A 15658-nucleotide genomic window follows, 5' to 3' on the forward strand; every position below is an offset into this window, starting at 1 on the left:
ACTCTCCCTGCTCACCAGCCTGGGGAAGGTGACTCGGTGGCGTCCTTCGCCGTCCTCGGTCCGCTTGCGATCGAAAGCCCGCCGGGGCAGTGGCCGGTCCTGCGCGGCGACCGGCAGCGCACCCTGCTGGCCGTGCTGCTGCTCAACGCCAACCAGCACGTCCACGTCGACGTGCTGGTCGAGGCGCTGTGGCCGGAGCGGCCGCCGAAGTCCTACGCCTCGAACCTGCACACCTACCTCTCGCGGCTGCGCGACCGGATCGACGGCCTGCGCGTCGAGCACGGGCCGCTCGGCTACCGGCTCCGCGTCGAGACCGACGAGCTCGACCTGCTCGTCTTCCGGTCGGCCGTCGCCGAGGGGCAGCGCGCCGGGGACGCGCTCGCCGCGGCGGGGCACTACCGGCGGGCGCTCGCGCAGTGGCGGGGTCCCGTGCTGGCCGGGCTGCACGTGCCGCGGCTCGACGCCGACGTCGCGCGCCTGGAGTCCGAGCGGCTCGCCGTGTTCGAGGACTGCGTCGACGCCGAGCTCACGGCCGGGCGGCACGGGGAGCTGACCGGCGAGCTGCAGGCCATGATCACCGAGCACCCGCTGCGGGAACGCCTCGCCGCCCAGCTGATGATCGCGTTGCACCGCGCCGGGCGGCAGGGCGACGCGCTGGAGGTCTACCGGCGGCTGCGCACCACGCTGGTCGACGAGCTCGGCGTCGAGCCCGGCGCGGAGGCCCGGCGGGTGCACGCGGCCGTCCTGCGCGGCGAAGACCCGGTGCCGCGGCTGCCGCCACCGGTGTGGCCGGTCTGCCAGCTGCCCCCGGACGTCGCGGACTTCACCGGCCGCGAAGCCGAGCTGGCCGAGCTGACCGGCGTGCTCGGCCGCGGCGACGGCGTCCCGGTCGTGGTGCTCAGCGGCGAACCGGGGGCGGGCAAGAGCACCCTGGCCGTGCGGGCCGCGCACCGGCTGCGGGCGCGCTTCCCGGACGGCCAGCTGTACGTGCCGCTGGCGGGCCGCGACATCGGCGACGTCCTGGCCGACCTGCTGCGCGCACTGGGCGTGCCCGGCCCCGCGGTGCCGGACGACGGCCGGGCCCGCGCGGCCGTGTTCCGCGGCCGGCTCACCGACCGCCGGGTCCTGGTGGTGCTCGACGACGCCGTCGACCCGGAGCACGTGCGCACGCTGCTGCCGGGCACGCCGGGCTGCGCGGTGCTCGTGACGAGCCGGCGGCGGCTGAGCGGCCTGGCCGGCGCGCACCGGCTGCCCCTCGGGCCGCTGTCGGAAGGCGAAGCCGCCGAGCTGCTGAACCGGCTCGCCGGCGCGCGCGTCGAGCGTGAGCGCGCCGACGCCGGCCGGATCATCGCCGCGTGCGCGCGGCTGCCGCTCGCCCTGCGGATCGCGGGCAGCCGGCTGGCCATCCGGCCGCACCTGCGGCTCGGCGAACTGGCCGACCGCCTCGAGGACGAGGTCCGCCGTCTCGACGAGCTGACCGTCAGCGACCTCGCCGTCCGCAGCAGCATCGCGCTGAGCTACGAGGGCCTGCGGCCGCCGGCGCGGCGGGCGTTCGGGCTGCTCGGGCGGTGTCACCTCGCCGACCTGCCCGCGTGGGCCGTCACGACGCTCATCGGCACGCCGGACGCTGACGAGGCGGTCGAGGAGCTCGTCGAGGCGAGCCTGCTGGAGGCGCGCGGGCCCGACCCGACCGGCGAAGGCCGCTACCGGATGCACGACCTCGTCCGGCTGTACGCCGCGGAAGGCCCGCTGGAGACGGGCGGTGCTTCGACGGTCCTGGCCGCGACGCTCGCCCTCGCCGACGCCGCCGCGGCGCGCCTGCCGCGCACGGTGCCGATGCCGGCCGTGGCGCACGAGCCGTTCGCGCAGCCGTTGCCGGACGGGCTGGTGGCGCGGCTGCTCGAGCGTCCGGAGGCGTGGTTCGCCGCCGAACGCGCGAACCTCGTGCTGCTCATCGGGTCGCTGGGCGCGCGGGAAGCGTTGCTGCTGCTGGACAAGCTGAGCGTGTACCTGTACTTGCACGGCCACTACGCCGACATGCGCGCGGCCTACGAGACGGTGCTGGCCGCGACGGACGACCGGCACTCGGCGGTGCTCGCCGAGGCGAACCTGGCGCTGCTGCGGCACGCGCGCGGGCACTACGAGGAGGCGGCGTCGGCGTACCGCGAATGTGCGAAGGAGCTCGAGGCCCACGGTGACCGTCGCACGCACGCGTGGGTTTCGGCGAACCTGGCGCACTGCCTGATCGGGCTGGGCCGCGCCGAGGAGGCCCTGTCGACCGCCCGCGGACTGTGCACTGTGGACGGTCAGGAGGAGGCGCTCCTGGTCCGGGCGGCGGAATCGGCCGCGCTGCTGCGCCTCGGCCGGGTGGGCGAGGCTCGTGAGGTCGACCGGCTGGCCCTGGCGTCGGCCCGGGAAACCGGCGACGCGCGGCAGATCGGCTCGGCACTGCACGGGTTCGCTTGGTCGTCGCTGCTGACGGGCGAAGACGCGGCGGCGGCGACGGCGATCGAGGAGTCGGTGGATCTCCTGCGCACGACGGTGGCCCGTTCGGCGCTGGCGAAGTCGTTGCGCACGCTGGGCGCGATCTCGGCGGCGACCGGTGCCCGCCACCGCGCGACGGCGGCGTTCGAGGAGGCCCGCGACCTCGCCCGCGACCTGGACGAGCGTCCCCGGGAGCTGTCGTGCACGCGCGCGATCGCGGCGAGCTGGATCGGCGAAGGCCGTGCGGCGCAGGCGATCCCGGTGCTGCGCGCGTGCCTGGACGAGTTCCGCGTCATGGGCGGCAAGCCCGCGACGGGCCTCACCTGGCTGGTCTTGGCACGGGCCTGCGAAGCCACGGGAGACGAGGACGCGGCGGCGGAGGCGGCGGCCGAGGCGGCGAACCTGGCGGAGCCCCGCGACGCGAGCGCGGCCGCTCTGCGGCGCGCCTTGCTGGCCCTGACCGAGCCGACCTGACCCCACGGCCGGTCCCGGCACCGGAAACGGGGTGGTGCCGCCCCCTCGCGGCACCACCCCAGCCCACGGACGCCGGACGCACGCCCGGCGTCACCCCCAGGGGGCTAGTGGCCCTTGCGGGCCTTGGCGTACCGGTTGATCGCCGGCAGCCACGCCAGTACGACGGCCACCAGGCCGGTCGTCAGCGCGAGCCAGGCCGTCCCGCGGACCGCCGCCGTCCCGCCCTCGACGTCGGTGGCCAGGCGCAGGGCGACGCCCGCGTTGGCCAGCGCCGCCAACGTCAGCAGCACGCGCACCCACACCGCTCCCCGCAGTGCGAGCAGGCCCCACACCAGGAGCACCACGCCGAAGAACACCGCGACGCCCCCGCGCACCTGCAGCATGCTCCGCACCTCGTCCAGGGCCGCCTCGAACAACGCGCCGCCGTCGGCCTTCACCGAGTCCGCGGACGCGCCGGTGATCGACGCGATCGTCCGCGCCGCGACGTCCAGGGCCATGTCCCGCCCGCCGGCGATGAGCAGCACCCCGTCGACGATCGCGGCCAGCGCCGACACCACGGCCACCGCCACCAGCGCCGGCAGCGCGCCGGGCCGAGACGGGGCCGCCGCGACCGGGGCGGGCTGGGGCAGCCCGGTCGCGGCATGGGGATGGGAAGTCACCGGCTCGTTCTCCTCGGAAATCGACGCGAAGGGGCGTAACAACCACCCCTGCGAGCGATAGTGGAGAAGAGCACCACACGGAACGCACACAGAACGCGCGGAAGTCAGTCCTCGCAGGTTCCCGCGGTGGCGCGGAACAGCTGCGACCGCGCGCCGTCCAACGGGCGCACGCGCACCGGCGGGTCCGCCGCCGGCAGCCACACCGACTGGCCCCGCCGCAGCTCGACCTTCTCGCCGTCGTCGGCCGTCACCAGCAGGTCGCCGGCCGTGCACAGCAGGATCTGCGGGCCGACGCTGTCGACCGCGATCTCGTCGTCCTCCCCGGCGGCCCACTCCACGCGCGACAGCTCGAACTCCGGCGCGTCCGTGCGGTACACCGCCATCCGGTCGCCCGCGTCCCCGCACTGGACCGGCATCTCGCCGCACGCGAAGTCGACCACGCGCAGCAGCTCCGGGACGTCCACGTGCTTCGGCGTCAGGCCGCAGCGCAGGATGTTGTCCGAGTTCGCCAGGATCTCCACGGCCGTGCCGTGCAGGTACAGGTGCAGGTTGCCGGCCGGCAGGTAGATCGCCTCGCCCGCGCGCAGCGTCAGCCGGTTCAGCAGCAACGCCGCCAGCACGCCCGCGTCACGCGGGTGCCCCTCGCCCAGCTCCAGGATCGTCCGGCACTCGACGGCGAACTCGCCGTGCTCCTTCACGTGCCGGACGCACGCGTCGAGCACCTCCGGCAGCAGCGAGTCCAGCGCCGACTGCGGCAGCGTGATCCACGTCGTGAACAGCGCCCGCAGCCCGGACGGGTCCGGCTGGGCCTCGAGCAGGCCGGTGTACTTCGCCAGCCCCGGCGTCTCGATCGCCTTCAGCAGCTTCACCGTGCGGTCCGGCGCGCGGAACCCGGCCAGCGCGTGGAACTCCGTCAGCGCGCAGACCAGCTCCGGCTTCGCCGTCGGGTCCGGGTAGTTGCGGTTCGGCGCGTCGCGCGGGATGCCCAGCTGCTCCTCGCGGGCGTGCCCTTCCGCGGCCTGCGCCGCCGACGGGTGCGCCTGCATCGACAGCGGCTCTTCCGCGGCGAGGATCTTCAGCAGGAACGGCAGCCGCCCGCCCCAGCGCGTCGCGCACCGCTCGCCCAGCTGCCTCACCGGGTCGGCGTCGACCAGCTCCAGCAGGCTCCGTTCGGTCCCGTCGGGGCCGATGACGTGCGACGGGTCACCCGGGTGGGCGCCCATCCACAGCTCGGCCTCGGGGTGCGGCGCGGGTACCGGACGGCCCAGCAGCTCCGGGATCGCCGTCCGCGATCCCCAGGCGTAGGGCCGCACCGCGTTGCGCAGCAGCTCCACTGTCACCTCAACTCCACTCCTTCGGGCGCCGGCCGTGGCCGGCGCTCGGCAGCTCTCAAGCCGTCGCGGGCGCGAACCGGCCCGCGCCGCCGATGCTGCCCGCGGCGAGCCCGAGGTAGACCGCCGCCAGTTCGAACCGCAGTGCCAGCACGGCGGCCCGCACGATCTCGTCGGCCTCGATCTCCTCGGCCGGTGCGATGACGTCCGCACCGGGGAGCAGGTCCTCGGCCTGGTAGCGCGCCGCGTCCGTGGCCGGACCGGTCCGAACCGAGAGCAACAGCACCCGGGTCGGGATGTCACCTGATGGATCGTCCGGATCAGCGAAGATGTCACGCTCCGCGCCACTCGACTGCGCTGCCCGCCGCAATGCGGGACGCGCCAGCGCCTGACGATAGTCCTCGACGTCGCACACCGTGGCCGCGTGGGCCGCGAACGCGTGCGCAGCGTGTTCGCCCACGGCGACCGCGACCGGGTCCAGCCCCCACAGCAGCGGGACGCGGTCGGCGACGCGCAGCGCGAGCGCCTTGGCCGGGTTCGCGAACGACTCCCGGGCCAGGTAGTCCTTTTCGGCTTCCAGGTCGAGCTGGTCGGCCAGCACCTGGACGTCGGAGATCAGCAGGCCCAGCGCGTTCGCGGTGAGCAGCCCGGCGGCCAGGCCGCGCGGGAACGCCAGCTCCGGCGGCACCGGGATCCGCGGGGCCAGCAGCACGCCCTTGCCCGCCACGGCGGCCGCCACCGGGCCTTCCGCCGGCGCGGAGAGCACCACCGACGCGCCGTAGCGCGCGGCGCGTTCCAGCGACGCGGCGAGCTCGCGGTCGCCCGGGTCGTCGGTGTGCGCGAACACGACGTCGAGCGCGCCGATCCAGCTCGGCACGACCTCGGCGATCACGACCGGCACCGGGCACGACGGCGTCAGCAGGGCGGCGAGCAGCCGCGTCAGCGTCCGGCTCACGCCCGGCCGGTCGATCAGCACGACGGCGCGCGGCCGGCCCATGTCGAGCCGTTCGGCCAGGTCCAGCTCGGCGGCGGTCTCGGCGGTCGCGCGCACCTGGGCCCCGGCCATCGCGGCGGCCCGGAGCAGCCCCGCGCTGTCGGCCTCGGCCAGCCGCGCGGGGTCGTCGAGCAGCGAGTCGTCAAGCACTGTCGGCATCGGAGTTTCCGGTGTCGCCGGGAAGGGTCGCCTCGTCGAGGAGCAGCACCGGGATCCCGTCACGGACCGGGTACACGCGGCCGCATTCGGTGCACGTCAGTGCGTCGGCCTCCGGGTCGTCCGGCGCCCCGGGACGCAGGGGGGCGTGATCGGGCGACGGGCACGCCAGGATCTCGAGGAGCTGGGCGTCGAGCGTGATGGCCATGGTTCCTCCATACCACGCGATGAGGTGTGATGAAGGGCACCTTCGGGACACAGTTCGGCCCGGTCGCCCTCCATCGGCGGACGGTCAGTTGCGGATGATCGCGAGTACTTCGTCCACCAGCCCCTGCACCGCCTCGGCGTTCGCGGCCTCGACGTTCAGCCGGAGCAGCGGTTCGGTGTTCGACGGGCGGAGGTTGAACCAGGCGCCGCCCGGCAGCTGCACGGTCAGGCCGTCCATCTCGTCGATCTCGACGCCCGGGCGGGTGCCGAAGGTGTCCTTGACGGCCATCATCTTCGCGACCTGGTCGTCGACCGTGGAGTTGATCTCCCCCGAGGCCGCGTAGCGCGAGTACGCGCTGGTCAGCTCGGACAGCGGGCCGCTCTGCTCGCCGAGCGCGGCGAGGACGTGCATGGCCGCCAGCATGCCGGTGTCGGCGCGCCAGAAGTCGCGGAAGTAGTAGTGCGCCGAGTGCTCGCCGCCGAAGATGGCGCCGGTCTTGGCCATCTCGGCCTTGATGAACGAGTGCCCGACGCGGGTGCGGACCGGCTTGCCGCCGTGCTCGGCGACGATCTCCGGGACGCCCTTGGACGTGATCAGGTTGTGGATGATCGTGCCGCCCGGGTCCTTGGCCAGCTCGCGCACGGCGACCAGCGCGGTGATCGCGCTCGGCGAAACCGGCTCGCCGCGCTCGTCGACGATGAAGCAGCGGTCGGCGTCGCCGTCGAACGCGATCCCGGCGTCGGCGCCGACCTCGCGCACCTTCGCCTGCAGGTCGACGATGTTCTTCGGGTCCAGCGGGTTGGCCTCGTGGTTCGGGAAGGTGCCGTCGAGCTCGAAGTACATCGGGACGACCTCGATCGGCAGCCCGGCGAAGACCGTCGGGACGGTGTGCCCGCCCATGCCGTTGCCGGCGTCGACGACGACCTTCAGCGGCCGGCTGCCGGACAGGTCGACGAGGTTGCGCAGGTAGGCGGCGTAGTCGGCGAGGACGTCCCGCTCGGACACGGTGCCGCGCTGGCCCTCGAAGCCGGGCACGCCCTGCTCGACGGTGTCACGGATCTCGGCGAGCCCGGTGTCCTGGCCGACCGGGGACGCGCCCGCGCGGCACAGCTTGATGCCGTTGTACTTGGCCGGGTTGTGGCTCGCGGTGAACATCGCGCCCGGCAGGTTCAGCGAGCCCGAGGCGAAGTACAGCTGGTCGGTGCTGGCCAGCCCGATGCTCACGACGTCGAGGCCCTGCGAGGTCACGCCCTCGGCGAACGCGGCCGACAGCTGCGGCGACGAGTCGCGCATGTCGTGGCCGATCACCACCGACGGCGCCTCCGGCTTGATGAGCAGGGCGAACGCGGCACCGAAGTCACGGACGAGCGCCGCGTCGAGCTGTTCGCCGACCACGCCGCGAATGTCGTAGGCCTTCACGATGCCCGAAAGGTCTGGCACGCCGTCTCCCCGCGAATAGTCGTCCCGGCGCCCGCTGCGCCGCGCGGAAAGCCTACCGGCGCCGGAGGTGGGTTACGCGCTCAGGCGCGGCCCGGCAGGACCCGCAGGTGGCCGCGGCGCCCGGAAGGGCCGTCCGGCTCGGGCGCGGGGGCCGGTTTGTCGGAGCGGCCGGCCTCGCGCACGGCCTCGGCCAGCGCCGTCAGCTCGTCGGCCGACGGGTCCGGCGCGGCGAAGGCGCCTTCGTGCCGGACGACTTCCCAGCCCTTGGGGACGGTCAGCCGCAGCGCGTGGGCTTCGCAGAGGTCGTACGAGTGCGGCTCGGAGGCGGTGGCCAGCGGGCCGACGACGGCGGTGGAGTCGCTGTAGGCATACGTCAGCGTGGCCACAGCCGGCTCGAGACAGCCGGTACGCGAACACTTCCGTACGCTCCGCACGATCCGAAACGATAGCGCGTCGCCGCAAGCTCGTACCGGCGACACGCGCTGCGACCCGCCGACCGCATAGACTTCGGGGGTGGCGACGGCTCGTGACTACCGACAGCGGCGGCGCCTGCGAAGGGACCGGCACGGCCGGGGCCTGCGCGGGACGCTGTACCCGGCGACACTGCCCGCCGCCGCGAGCCGCGCGGAACGCTTCGACGCGCTGGTGCTGGACGCGCTGGAGCCGATCGAAGCCCGCTGGCGCCACGAGCTGACGAAGCTGGACGTCGCGGTCGACGACGTGCCGGAGGTCCGCGAGAACGGCCGCGCCCCGGCGGACGGCGTCCTGCACGACGGCGCGGTCCCGCTGTCGCGGCTGGTCCCGGCGGGCGTCGACCGGACGGGCATGCCGACGCGCGCCCGGATCGTGCTGTACCGGCGGCCGCTGGAGGCCCGGGCGAAGGACCCGTCGGAGCTGGCGGACCTGGTGCACGACGTGCTGGTGGAGCAGGTCGCCGGCTACCTGGGCGTGGAACCGGACGTCATCGAAGGCGAGTAGGGCCGGCGCCGGGCCGGGACCGCCGTCAGCAGCGTGAACAGCACCGCCGCCAGCTGGGCGAGCAGCAGCAGGTTCCGTTCCGTGCCCGGGAACTCCACCGTCACCTCGGACGACGCCGGCGGCACCGAAACCGCGACCTGGTGCCCCCACGCCGGGACGATCGGCACCGGCTTGCCGCCCACCGAAGCCTTCCAGCCCGCTTCCTGCTCGGCCGCCAGCACCAGCAGCCGCCCGGTCGGGCCGTCCGAGACCCGGACGCGCACGTCCGGCAGGCCCGCCTGCACCGGCGCCACACCCGGCGCGTTCCCGGGCGCGCTGCCGCCCGTCACGGCCGCCTTGGCCTGCTCCGGCGAAATCAAGATCACTTGCCCCGCCGGGGAAAGCAGCTTCAGGACGCCGCGGCCGTCGGACGTCGGCGCGGCCACCGAGACCATGTCCTTGGCCAGCGGGAGGTACAGCTGCGGGTCGACGCCCGCCGGCAGCACCACGAACTGCACGCCGGCCGCGGCCGCGGCGGCGAACGTGCGCTGGACCGCCGCCGCGTCACCCTGGCCGAGGTCGCGGCGCCAGCCGGCCAGCCGGGTCGTGGTGCCCGGCGTCGGGGCCAGTTCGTCGTCGCCGTAGTGGGGCAGGCGGCCGCCGGTCTGGCGGGTCGCGTCCGGGGCGAGGTCCAGCACGGACCGGCCGGACGCGGCGACCTCGGCCGCCACCTCCGGCGCCAGCGAAGGCCGGGCCCCGGCCCGCAGCGGGCCGGCCGAGCCGACCACCACCGCGCCGGCGGCCAGGGCGAGGAACACCACGACCCCGGCGACCGCGAACACCTTCGGCAGCCACGTCGCCGGCACGCCGGCCGAGCCGCCGCGCTGCCACGAGCCGAGCACGACCCACAGCAGCCCGGCGCCGACGATCAGCAGCGGCACGCCCGCGTGGCCGTGGGCCGCCGGGCCGCCCTGCATCGGCGTCGCGGTCACCAGCCGCACCAGGACCAGCCCGCCGGCGCCCAGCGCGGCCAGGGCGAGTCCGCCGGCGGCGAGCTTCGTCGGCCGGACGACGATCGCGATCAGGGCCGCCGCGATCACCGCGACGCCGATCGGCCACGCGCCCGGCCCGCCGGGGTCGAGCCCGGCCAGGTCGGTCCCGGACACCGCCGAGGCGGCGCCGCCGAGTCCTTGCACGAGCAGTTCCGGGTGCCGGAGCAGGACCGTCGGCCACGGCAGCAGCAACGCCAGCGGCAGCAGCACCACGATGCCGACCGACGCGATCCGCCGCGCCAGGCCCGTCGGCGCGGGCAGCACGACGAAGCCGACCAGCAGCCCGGCGAGCGCGAGCCCGTGCGCCAGCGGCGAGAAGGCGCCGAGCAGCGCCACGCCGAACGCCGACAGCGCGGACACGTGCAGCCAGCGCGTGTCCGCCCGGGTCAGCAGCCCGGCGATGCCCGCGGCGACCGGCGGCAGCACCAGGTGCACCACGACGACGTCGAGCCGGCCCTGCGCCACCGCGGCGGTGGCGGCGGGCAGCAGCGCGTACGTCGCGGCGACGACCGCGCGGACCCACCGGCGCACGCGAAGCCGTCGCGTGGCCACGTACGCGCTCAGCGCGGCCAAGGGGATGTCACCGAGGACGAGGATCGCCACCAGCGCGGCCGGGCCGCCGATCGGCGCGAACACCGCGCCCAGCGTGCCGAGCACCGGCAGGGCCGCCGACGTCGGCGCGCCGGTGCCGCCCGCGACCGCGTGCCACGGCTCGAGGTACGACGACCAGATCTCCCCCAGGCCGCCGACCGGCAGCAGCTTGCCGCCGAAGAGGTCCAGGCCGAGGCGGGCACGGTTGACGACCAGCCCCAGCGCGGTCAGCACGACGAGCAGCACCACCGGCGGCGCGAAGATCGTCGCCGCCAGCACGCGCCGGCGGTTCACCTCGACGAAGACGAGCTCCGGCTCTTCCGCCGGTTCCTCGGTTTCGGAGACCGGTTCGGGGGCCGCGGTTTCCGGCAGCGCGACGGCGACGAGCGTGCCCGGCCGGCGCAGCCCCGACCCCCGCGAGCTGAGCCCGCGCAGCGCGCCCGCGGGCAGCGCGTCCGGCCCGACCGGGCGGGTTTCGCGCGCGTCCAGCGCTTCCGGCGTCACCCACGCCGATTCGGTTTCGACGGTCTCGGGCACCCGGCCGAGCGCGACGTCCTCCTCGACGCCGCGGCGCACGAGCCCGACGACGCCCGCGCGGACGGCGTTGCGCAGCCGCGTCACGCGTCCGGTGAAGAGCCCGCGAACGCTGCCCGGCCGCGGATTCCGCCGCCGGTGAGCCCGCGCGGCGCGCAATCCGCCGCGTCCACTGAGGAGGTACACCGCGGCGCCGAACTCGGCCCGTGCTTCGCCGGTGCGGCGCAGCACGAAGAACGCCAGCGCGCGCAGCAGCGAAAGCAGCGGGAGCCGGAGCATCCCCAGCCAGAAGGAAAACGCCGAGCAGTTGACCAGGAAGACGCGCAGCCCGTGGGCGCGGTTCGCGGCGGCGAGCGGGGTGGCGACGGCGTCGGCCGGGCGCTGCCCGGTCGTGACGGCGCGTGCGTGCCGCACCCGCGCGGTGGGCACGGAGAGAACGAGGCCGCCGGCGGCGTTCGCGCGCCAGCCGAAGTCGAGATCCTCGCGCAGCAACGGGAATTCCGGGTCGAAGCCGCCGAGTTCGTCCCAGGCGTCGCGGCGCACCAGCGAGCCCGCGCTGGGGACGGCGAGCACCTCGGCGGGTTCTTCGCCGAGGGCGGCGATCTGCTGGCGGTGCCCGGAGGCGTCGGTGGAGAGGCCGGCTTCGACGATCAGGCGGGGGTCGGTCCAGTCGAGGCCGAGCGAGCCGAGCACGGTCGCCGACGGTGTTTTGGTGGCGACGCGCAGGAGTTCGTCGAGGCAGTCGGGTTCGGGTGCGCAGTCGTCGTGCAGCAGCCACAGCCAGGATCCGGGGTCGCCCCACCGCTCGGTGGCGTGCGCGACGGCTTCGGCGATCGCGGCGGCGAAGCCGGTATCACTCGAAAGTGTGATCACCCCGGACAGGACGGGGGACGAACCGGGGCCGGGGTCTTCGGCCGCTTCGGCGAGCAGCCGCGCGGTGGCGTCGGTCGATCCGGTGTCGACGGCGAGCACGTGCCGGGGCCGGACGGTGCTGCGGCGCAACGAGGAAAGCGCCAGCGGTAGCCAGTTTTCGCCGTTGTGACAGACCACAATGGCCAGAACGGGCGCGGTGCGCAGGGCGGGCGGCGCGGCGGTGCGGGGCAACGAGGACTCCGGATCAGGCGGCGGATCGGTGCGGCCACCCTACGGCCCCGGTCCGTCACCCGGCGGTGAACCCACGCCGTGCGCCCACGCAGTGGAACCACGTGGGCGCACGGACGGAGACACGATTTCCGCCGAAGCCGCGCGATCCACGCCCAACGCGAGCCACGGCGGGGGTCCGGGGGCCTGCCCCCGGGCGGGGTCTGGGGGTTGCACCCCCAGAAGACGCTGAAACGAGCGATCGCGGTTCGCGCGTTCCGCGAACACACCTCGCCCTAGATCGCTCGTTTCTTCAGCTTCCGGCGCTCCCGCTCGGACAGACCGCCCCAGATGCCGAAGCGTTCGTCGTGGGCCAGCGCGTACTCAAGGCACTCGTCCTTGACCTCGCAGCCCAGGCAGATCCGCTTGGCTTCGCGGGTGGAGCCGCCCTTCTCGGGGAAGAACGCCTCCGGGTCCGTCTGCGCGCACAGGGCGCGTTCTTGCCAGTCCTGCTCTTCCTCGGTGGCATCGATGAGCTCGGTGAGATCGCCCAGAGCCTGCTCCGGGATCTCGCCCCAACCCATGACGTGCCCCCATTCCTTACCATCGGCTTCCAACCGCACGTCCGCCTCCTCGCTCCCTAGCACTCCCCAGGCTGGCGGTGGTGAAACGACACTCGCCGTCCCCTCTCGGCGGCGAATGACATCACTGTGATTACACCCGTGTAGTGCGGTCAGGTCAAGCGGAGTAGCGAGTTCGGGGGACGTTCGGGCCCGTTCGCGCAAGGGGACACGCCGGTAACTTCACACCGGGCATACGGAAGACTGGAACCGTGCAGAAGTCAGCAGTGCGCCCCAGCCCGGTCTTCCTCGGCATCCTCGCGCTCACCGTCGCGGGCGGCGTGATGGCCGCGTTCGGGGACATCAACACGGTTTTCGTCCGCGACCGCGATCCGCTCCTCATCGCCGGTGTGGTGATCTTCGTCGCGGCCGGCTGGGTGGCGTCGCTTTCGCTGCACGAGTTCGGCCACGCGATGGTCGCCTACCGCGGCGGCGACTTCAGCGTCGCCCACAAGGGTTACCTCACCCTGGACGTGCGGAAGTACACCGATCCGGTCCTCTCGATCGTGCTGCCGCTGATCTTCCTGATCATCGGCGGCATCCCGCTGCCGGGTGGCGCGGTGTGGATCAACCGGGGTGCGCTGCGCAGCCGCGGGACGTCGACGTGGGTGTCGCTGGCCGGCCCGCTGAGCAACCTCGCGGTCGGCGCCGCGCTGGCGCTGGTCGTCTCCCTGGTCCCGATGGCGGGCGGCCTGGTGATCGCGATGTCCTACCTGGCGCTGCTGCAGGTCGTGACGTTCATCCTGAACATCCTGCCGATCCCGGGCCTCGACGGCTGGGGCGCGATCGAGCCGTACCTGCCGCCGCAGGCCCGCGCGTTCGGCGCGCAGGTGCGTCCGTGGGCGCCGATCCTGCTGTTCGCGCTGCTGTTCTTCTTCAAGCCGGCCAACGCCGCCCTGTGGGACGGTGCGTACGCGCTCTTCAACGCGTTCGGGGGCTATGTGGACGGTGCGCAGATCGGGGTCAGCGTCTTCCAGTTCTGGCGGTGAGGCCGAGCGCCGCGCGGGGAGGTCACGTGCGGCGCTCGGTCAGCCAGACGTGCGCCCGCTTCCACACCACGCGCAGGCCCGACCGCTCACCGAGGTAGTCCCCCGCCGCGCCGACGACCGGCAACATGCCGATCGCACGGTGCAGGAAGTTGCCGCGCGGCCGCTTCTCCAGCTCTCCGGTGATGCCCAGCAACCCGCGGCCCAGGCGCCACAGCGTGCCCGCCGCCGCCTTGATCGTCGCCTTGCCGTGTTTCTTCTCCGACGCCGTCAGCTCTTCGGTCAGCTTCGCCGCTTCGTCCGCCTCCGCGGCTTCGTCGTGGTCCGGGTGCTTGCCCGCCGCGAGGTCCACGTCGATTTCGCGCTCGAAGAGCACCCACGCGATGAGCCGGACCCGGGTGCCGACGTCGGTCACGCCGTACTCGCCCGCGATCGCGCACAGCAGCAGGCCCTGCGACGCCGCCCCCAGCGCGTCCTGCACCGGCAGCCGGTCGGCCAGCGCGCCGCCCAGGCCCGGGATCGACGTCAGCAGCGCCGTGAAGCGGCCGACGCGGTTCATCCACCAGCTCGACCGGTCGTAGCCCGTCATCCGCGCCCACGCCGCCGTGCCGGGCACCTTCACCGACGTCACGCCGTTGATCAGCTTCGCCTTGAGCCCCGGCTCGACCTCGGCGAGGTCCTCGCGCGCCCGCGCCTGCAGGCCGAACGGGTCGGACTCGCGCAGTGCGTCGAGCACCGGCCCGCACGCCCGGACGAACGGCCGCAGCACCGCCACGACCTGCTTGTCGGAAATCGCCTCAGCCACGTCCCGGTTTCCTTCCCGCCGCCCGGCCCAGCCCGCCGCCGAGCACCAGCGCCGCCGGCAGCGCGCTCGCGCCGAGCAGCACCAGCGCGCGCCAGTCCTGGATCAGCACCAGGTCGCCGCCCGGGCCCAGCATGCCGAACCCGAACACGACGACCACCCACACGGCCAGGGGTACCCACGAAAGGCCGGGCCGCACCAGCTTGCCCGCCGTCGAGACCAGCCACGGCGTGGTGACCGCGCCGACGAGGACCGTCACCGGCAGTGGCACGACGCCGATCCGCAGCGGCAGGAAGAACAGCTCCAGCACGGCCAGCAGCACCGCGTCGAGGGCGAGCAGCACCAGGAACAGGACCTGCTCGGTCGTCAGCCGGTCCGGCACGGTCACAGCCCGCCGAACAGGTCGTGCGCCGCGCCCTCGGCCGGGCCGTGGGCGAGGACGAAGGCGTCGCGGGCCGGGATCGGCTGGGCGAGCTCGTTCGTCAGCGCGAAGTACGGGACGTCGCCGTCGACCACGGCCAGCTGCGTCGCGTGCGCGCGCAGGGCCGCCAGCTTCGCCGGGACGTGCGCGGCGACGTCGAGCACCGTCGTGATCTCCTCGTCGGCCGTCGTGGGCAGCTCGTCGTCCGGCGGGACGCGGTATTCGGTGCCCCGCGCCCGCAGCGCGGCCAGCCCGGTGCGCACCGCGGTCCGGGACGCCACCGTGTGGAACACGCGGGCCACGGACTCCGCCCGCGGCGCGGCCGCCATGGTGATCTCGTGGGCCCGGATGTGGTCGGGGTGGCCGTAGCCGCCGAAGGCGTCGTAGGTGACGACGACCTGGGGCCGCACCTCCTCGAGGATCTCCGCGAGCTGCCCGGCCTGCTCTTCGGCACTGCCGCCGGTGAACGCCCGCGGGTGCGACGCCGACGGGGTGCCCGCCATGCCCGAATCGCGCCACCGGCCGATCCCGCCCAGATAACGATGTCGTGACACCCCCAGCGCGGCGCACGCGGCCTTCAGCTCGGCGACGCGGTAGCCGCCGAGCTGGTCGGCGGCCCACGAGCCGAGCCCGGCCAGCTCGGGCAGGCCGGCCATGATCTCGCCCTCCTCGCCCAAAGTGCAGGTCACCACGGTCACCTCGGCGCCTTCGGCGGCGTATCGTGCGATCGTGGCGCCGGTGGTGATGCTTTCGTCGTCGGGATGGGCGTGGACGAGCAGCAGCCTGCGCGGTACCGGGGAGATCACGGGTTGAGCGTAATTCCCGTGCTCCGACCTAAGTCGGGGACACCCTCGGTTATCCTCGCGCGA

General features: G+C 74.3%; 14 protein-coding genes. 3 read left to right on the plus strand and 11 right to left on the minus strand.

The window, feature by feature from the left end:
* The first annotated feature begins 36 nt into the window (after positions 1-36).
* A complete protein-coding gene (locus tag ACYVLJ_RS01620) occupies positions 37-2958 on the plus strand; it encodes an AfsR/SARP family transcriptional regulator (RefSeq protein ID WP_460437509.1) in 2922 nt (973 codons plus the stop codon).
* A 104-nt stretch (positions 2959-3062) separates the two neighbouring features.
* Here the strand turns inward: ACYVLJ_RS01620 and ACYVLJ_RS01625 are convergent, their stop codons facing one another.
* The 6 genes from ACYVLJ_RS01625 to ACYVLJ_RS01650 all read right to left on the minus strand — a co-directional run bounded on the left by ACYVLJ_RS01625 (position 3063) and on the right by ACYVLJ_RS01650 (position 8180).
* Positions 3063-3617, minus strand: coding sequence for a hypothetical protein (locus tag ACYVLJ_RS01625; RefSeq protein WP_460437510.1), 555 nt, complete (start codon positions 3615-3617; stop codon positions 3063-3065).
* A 104-nt stretch (positions 3618-3721) separates the two neighbouring features.
* Positions 3722-4951 (minus strand): mannose-6-phosphate isomerase, class I, encoded by a 1230-nt coding sequence (manA, locus tag ACYVLJ_RS01630; RefSeq protein ID WP_451969807.1) that lies wholly within the window; start codon positions 4949-4951, stop codon positions 3722-3724.
* 55 nt (positions 4952-5006) lie between these two features.
* A complete protein-coding gene (locus tag ACYVLJ_RS01635; RefSeq protein ID WP_451968079.1) occupies positions 5007-6101 on the minus strand; it encodes a hypothetical protein in 1095 nt (364 codons plus the stop codon).
* Entirely contained in the window at positions 6085-6306 is a 222-nt protein-coding gene (locus ACYVLJ_RS01640) for a Trm112 family protein (RefSeq protein WP_451968081.1), read from the minus strand. Before ACYVLJ_RS01640 ends, ACYVLJ_RS01635 begins: the two co-directional genes overlap by 17 nt.
* A gap of 84 nt (positions 6307-6390) precedes the next feature.
* On the minus strand, positions 6391-7746 hold the full coding sequence (locus ACYVLJ_RS01645) for a phosphomannomutase/phosphoglucomutase (protein ID WP_451968083.1): 1356 nt from the start codon (positions 7744-7746) through the stop codon (positions 6391-6393).
* Between the two features lie 80 nt (positions 7747-7826).
* Positions 7827-8180: a DUF3499 domain-containing protein gene (locus tag ACYVLJ_RS01650; protein WP_072476464.1), complete on the minus strand. Its 354-nt coding sequence runs from the start codon at positions 8178-8180 to the stop codon at positions 7827-7829.
* A 79-nt stretch (positions 8181-8259) separates the two neighbouring features.
* On the opposite strand from ACYVLJ_RS01650, the gene ACYVLJ_RS01655 reads away from it, so the two are divergent.
* Complete coding sequence (locus ACYVLJ_RS01655; RefSeq protein ID WP_257918203.1) at positions 8260-8724, plus strand: metallopeptidase family protein; 465 nt, start codon at positions 8260-8262, stop codon at positions 8722-8724.
* Here ACYVLJ_RS01655 and ACYVLJ_RS01660 read toward each other — a convergent pair.
* Positions 8685-11984, minus strand: coding sequence for a glycosyltransferase (locus ACYVLJ_RS01660; RefSeq protein ID WP_460437511.1), 3300 nt, complete (start codon positions 11982-11984; stop codon positions 8685-8687). The two genes, ACYVLJ_RS01655 and ACYVLJ_RS01660, sit on opposite strands and share 40 nt — an antisense overlap.
* 272 nt (positions 11985-12256) lie before the next feature.
* Positions 12257-12544 (minus strand): WhiB family transcriptional regulator, encoded by a 288-nt coding sequence (locus tag ACYVLJ_RS01665; protein WP_257918562.1) that lies wholly within the window; start codon positions 12542-12544, stop codon positions 12257-12259.
* A gap of 263 nt (positions 12545-12807) precedes the next feature.
* Here ACYVLJ_RS01665 and ACYVLJ_RS01670 point away from each other — a divergent pair, with 263 nt between their 5' ends.
* Complete coding sequence (locus tag ACYVLJ_RS01670) at positions 12808-13569, plus strand: site-2 protease family protein (protein WP_451969809.1); 762 nt, start codon at positions 12808-12810, stop codon at positions 13567-13569.
* Positions 13570-13591: 22 nt separating this feature from the next.
* Here the strand turns inward: ACYVLJ_RS01670 and ACYVLJ_RS01675 are convergent, their stop codons facing one another.
* From ACYVLJ_RS01675 to mshB, 3 genes are read right to left on the minus strand one after another with little or no spacing between them, the layout of a single operon-like run.
* Positions 13592-14371 carry a hypothetical protein gene (locus tag ACYVLJ_RS01675; protein WP_451968087.1) on the minus strand — a complete coding sequence of 260 codons (780 nt, stop codon included), beginning with the start codon at positions 14369-14371 and terminating at the stop codon, positions 13592-13594.
* Entirely contained in the window at positions 14364-14756 is a 393-nt protein-coding gene (locus tag ACYVLJ_RS01680) for a hypothetical protein (RefSeq protein ID WP_451968089.1), read from the minus strand. The genes ACYVLJ_RS01675 and ACYVLJ_RS01680 overlap by 8 nt, the downstream gene beginning before the upstream one ends.
* Positions 14753-15595, minus strand: coding sequence for a PIG-L family deacetylase (mshB, locus tag ACYVLJ_RS01685; protein ID WP_460437512.1), 843 nt, complete (start codon positions 15593-15595; stop codon positions 14753-14755). Before mshB ends, ACYVLJ_RS01680 begins: the two co-directional genes overlap by 4 nt.
* Between the last annotated feature and the right edge of the window lie 63 nt (positions 15596-15658).

It is taken from the genome of Amycolatopsis stemonae, assembly GCF_054781455.1.

Excerpts from the sequence above, each read along its gene's own strand:
- ACYVLJ_RS01635 (WP_451968079.1), bottom strand. The coding sequence starts at position 6,101 with ATGCCGACAGTGCTTGACGACTCGCTGCTCGACGACCCCGCGCGGCTG.
- ACYVLJ_RS01640 (WP_451968081.1), bottom strand. The coding sequence starts at position 6,306 with ATGGCCATCACGCTCGACGCCCAGCTCCTCGAGATCCTGGCGTGCCCG.
- ACYVLJ_RS01665 (WP_257918562.1), bottom strand. The coding sequence starts at position 12,544 with ATGGGTTGGGGCGAGATCCCGGAGCAGGCTCTGGGCGATCTCACCGAG.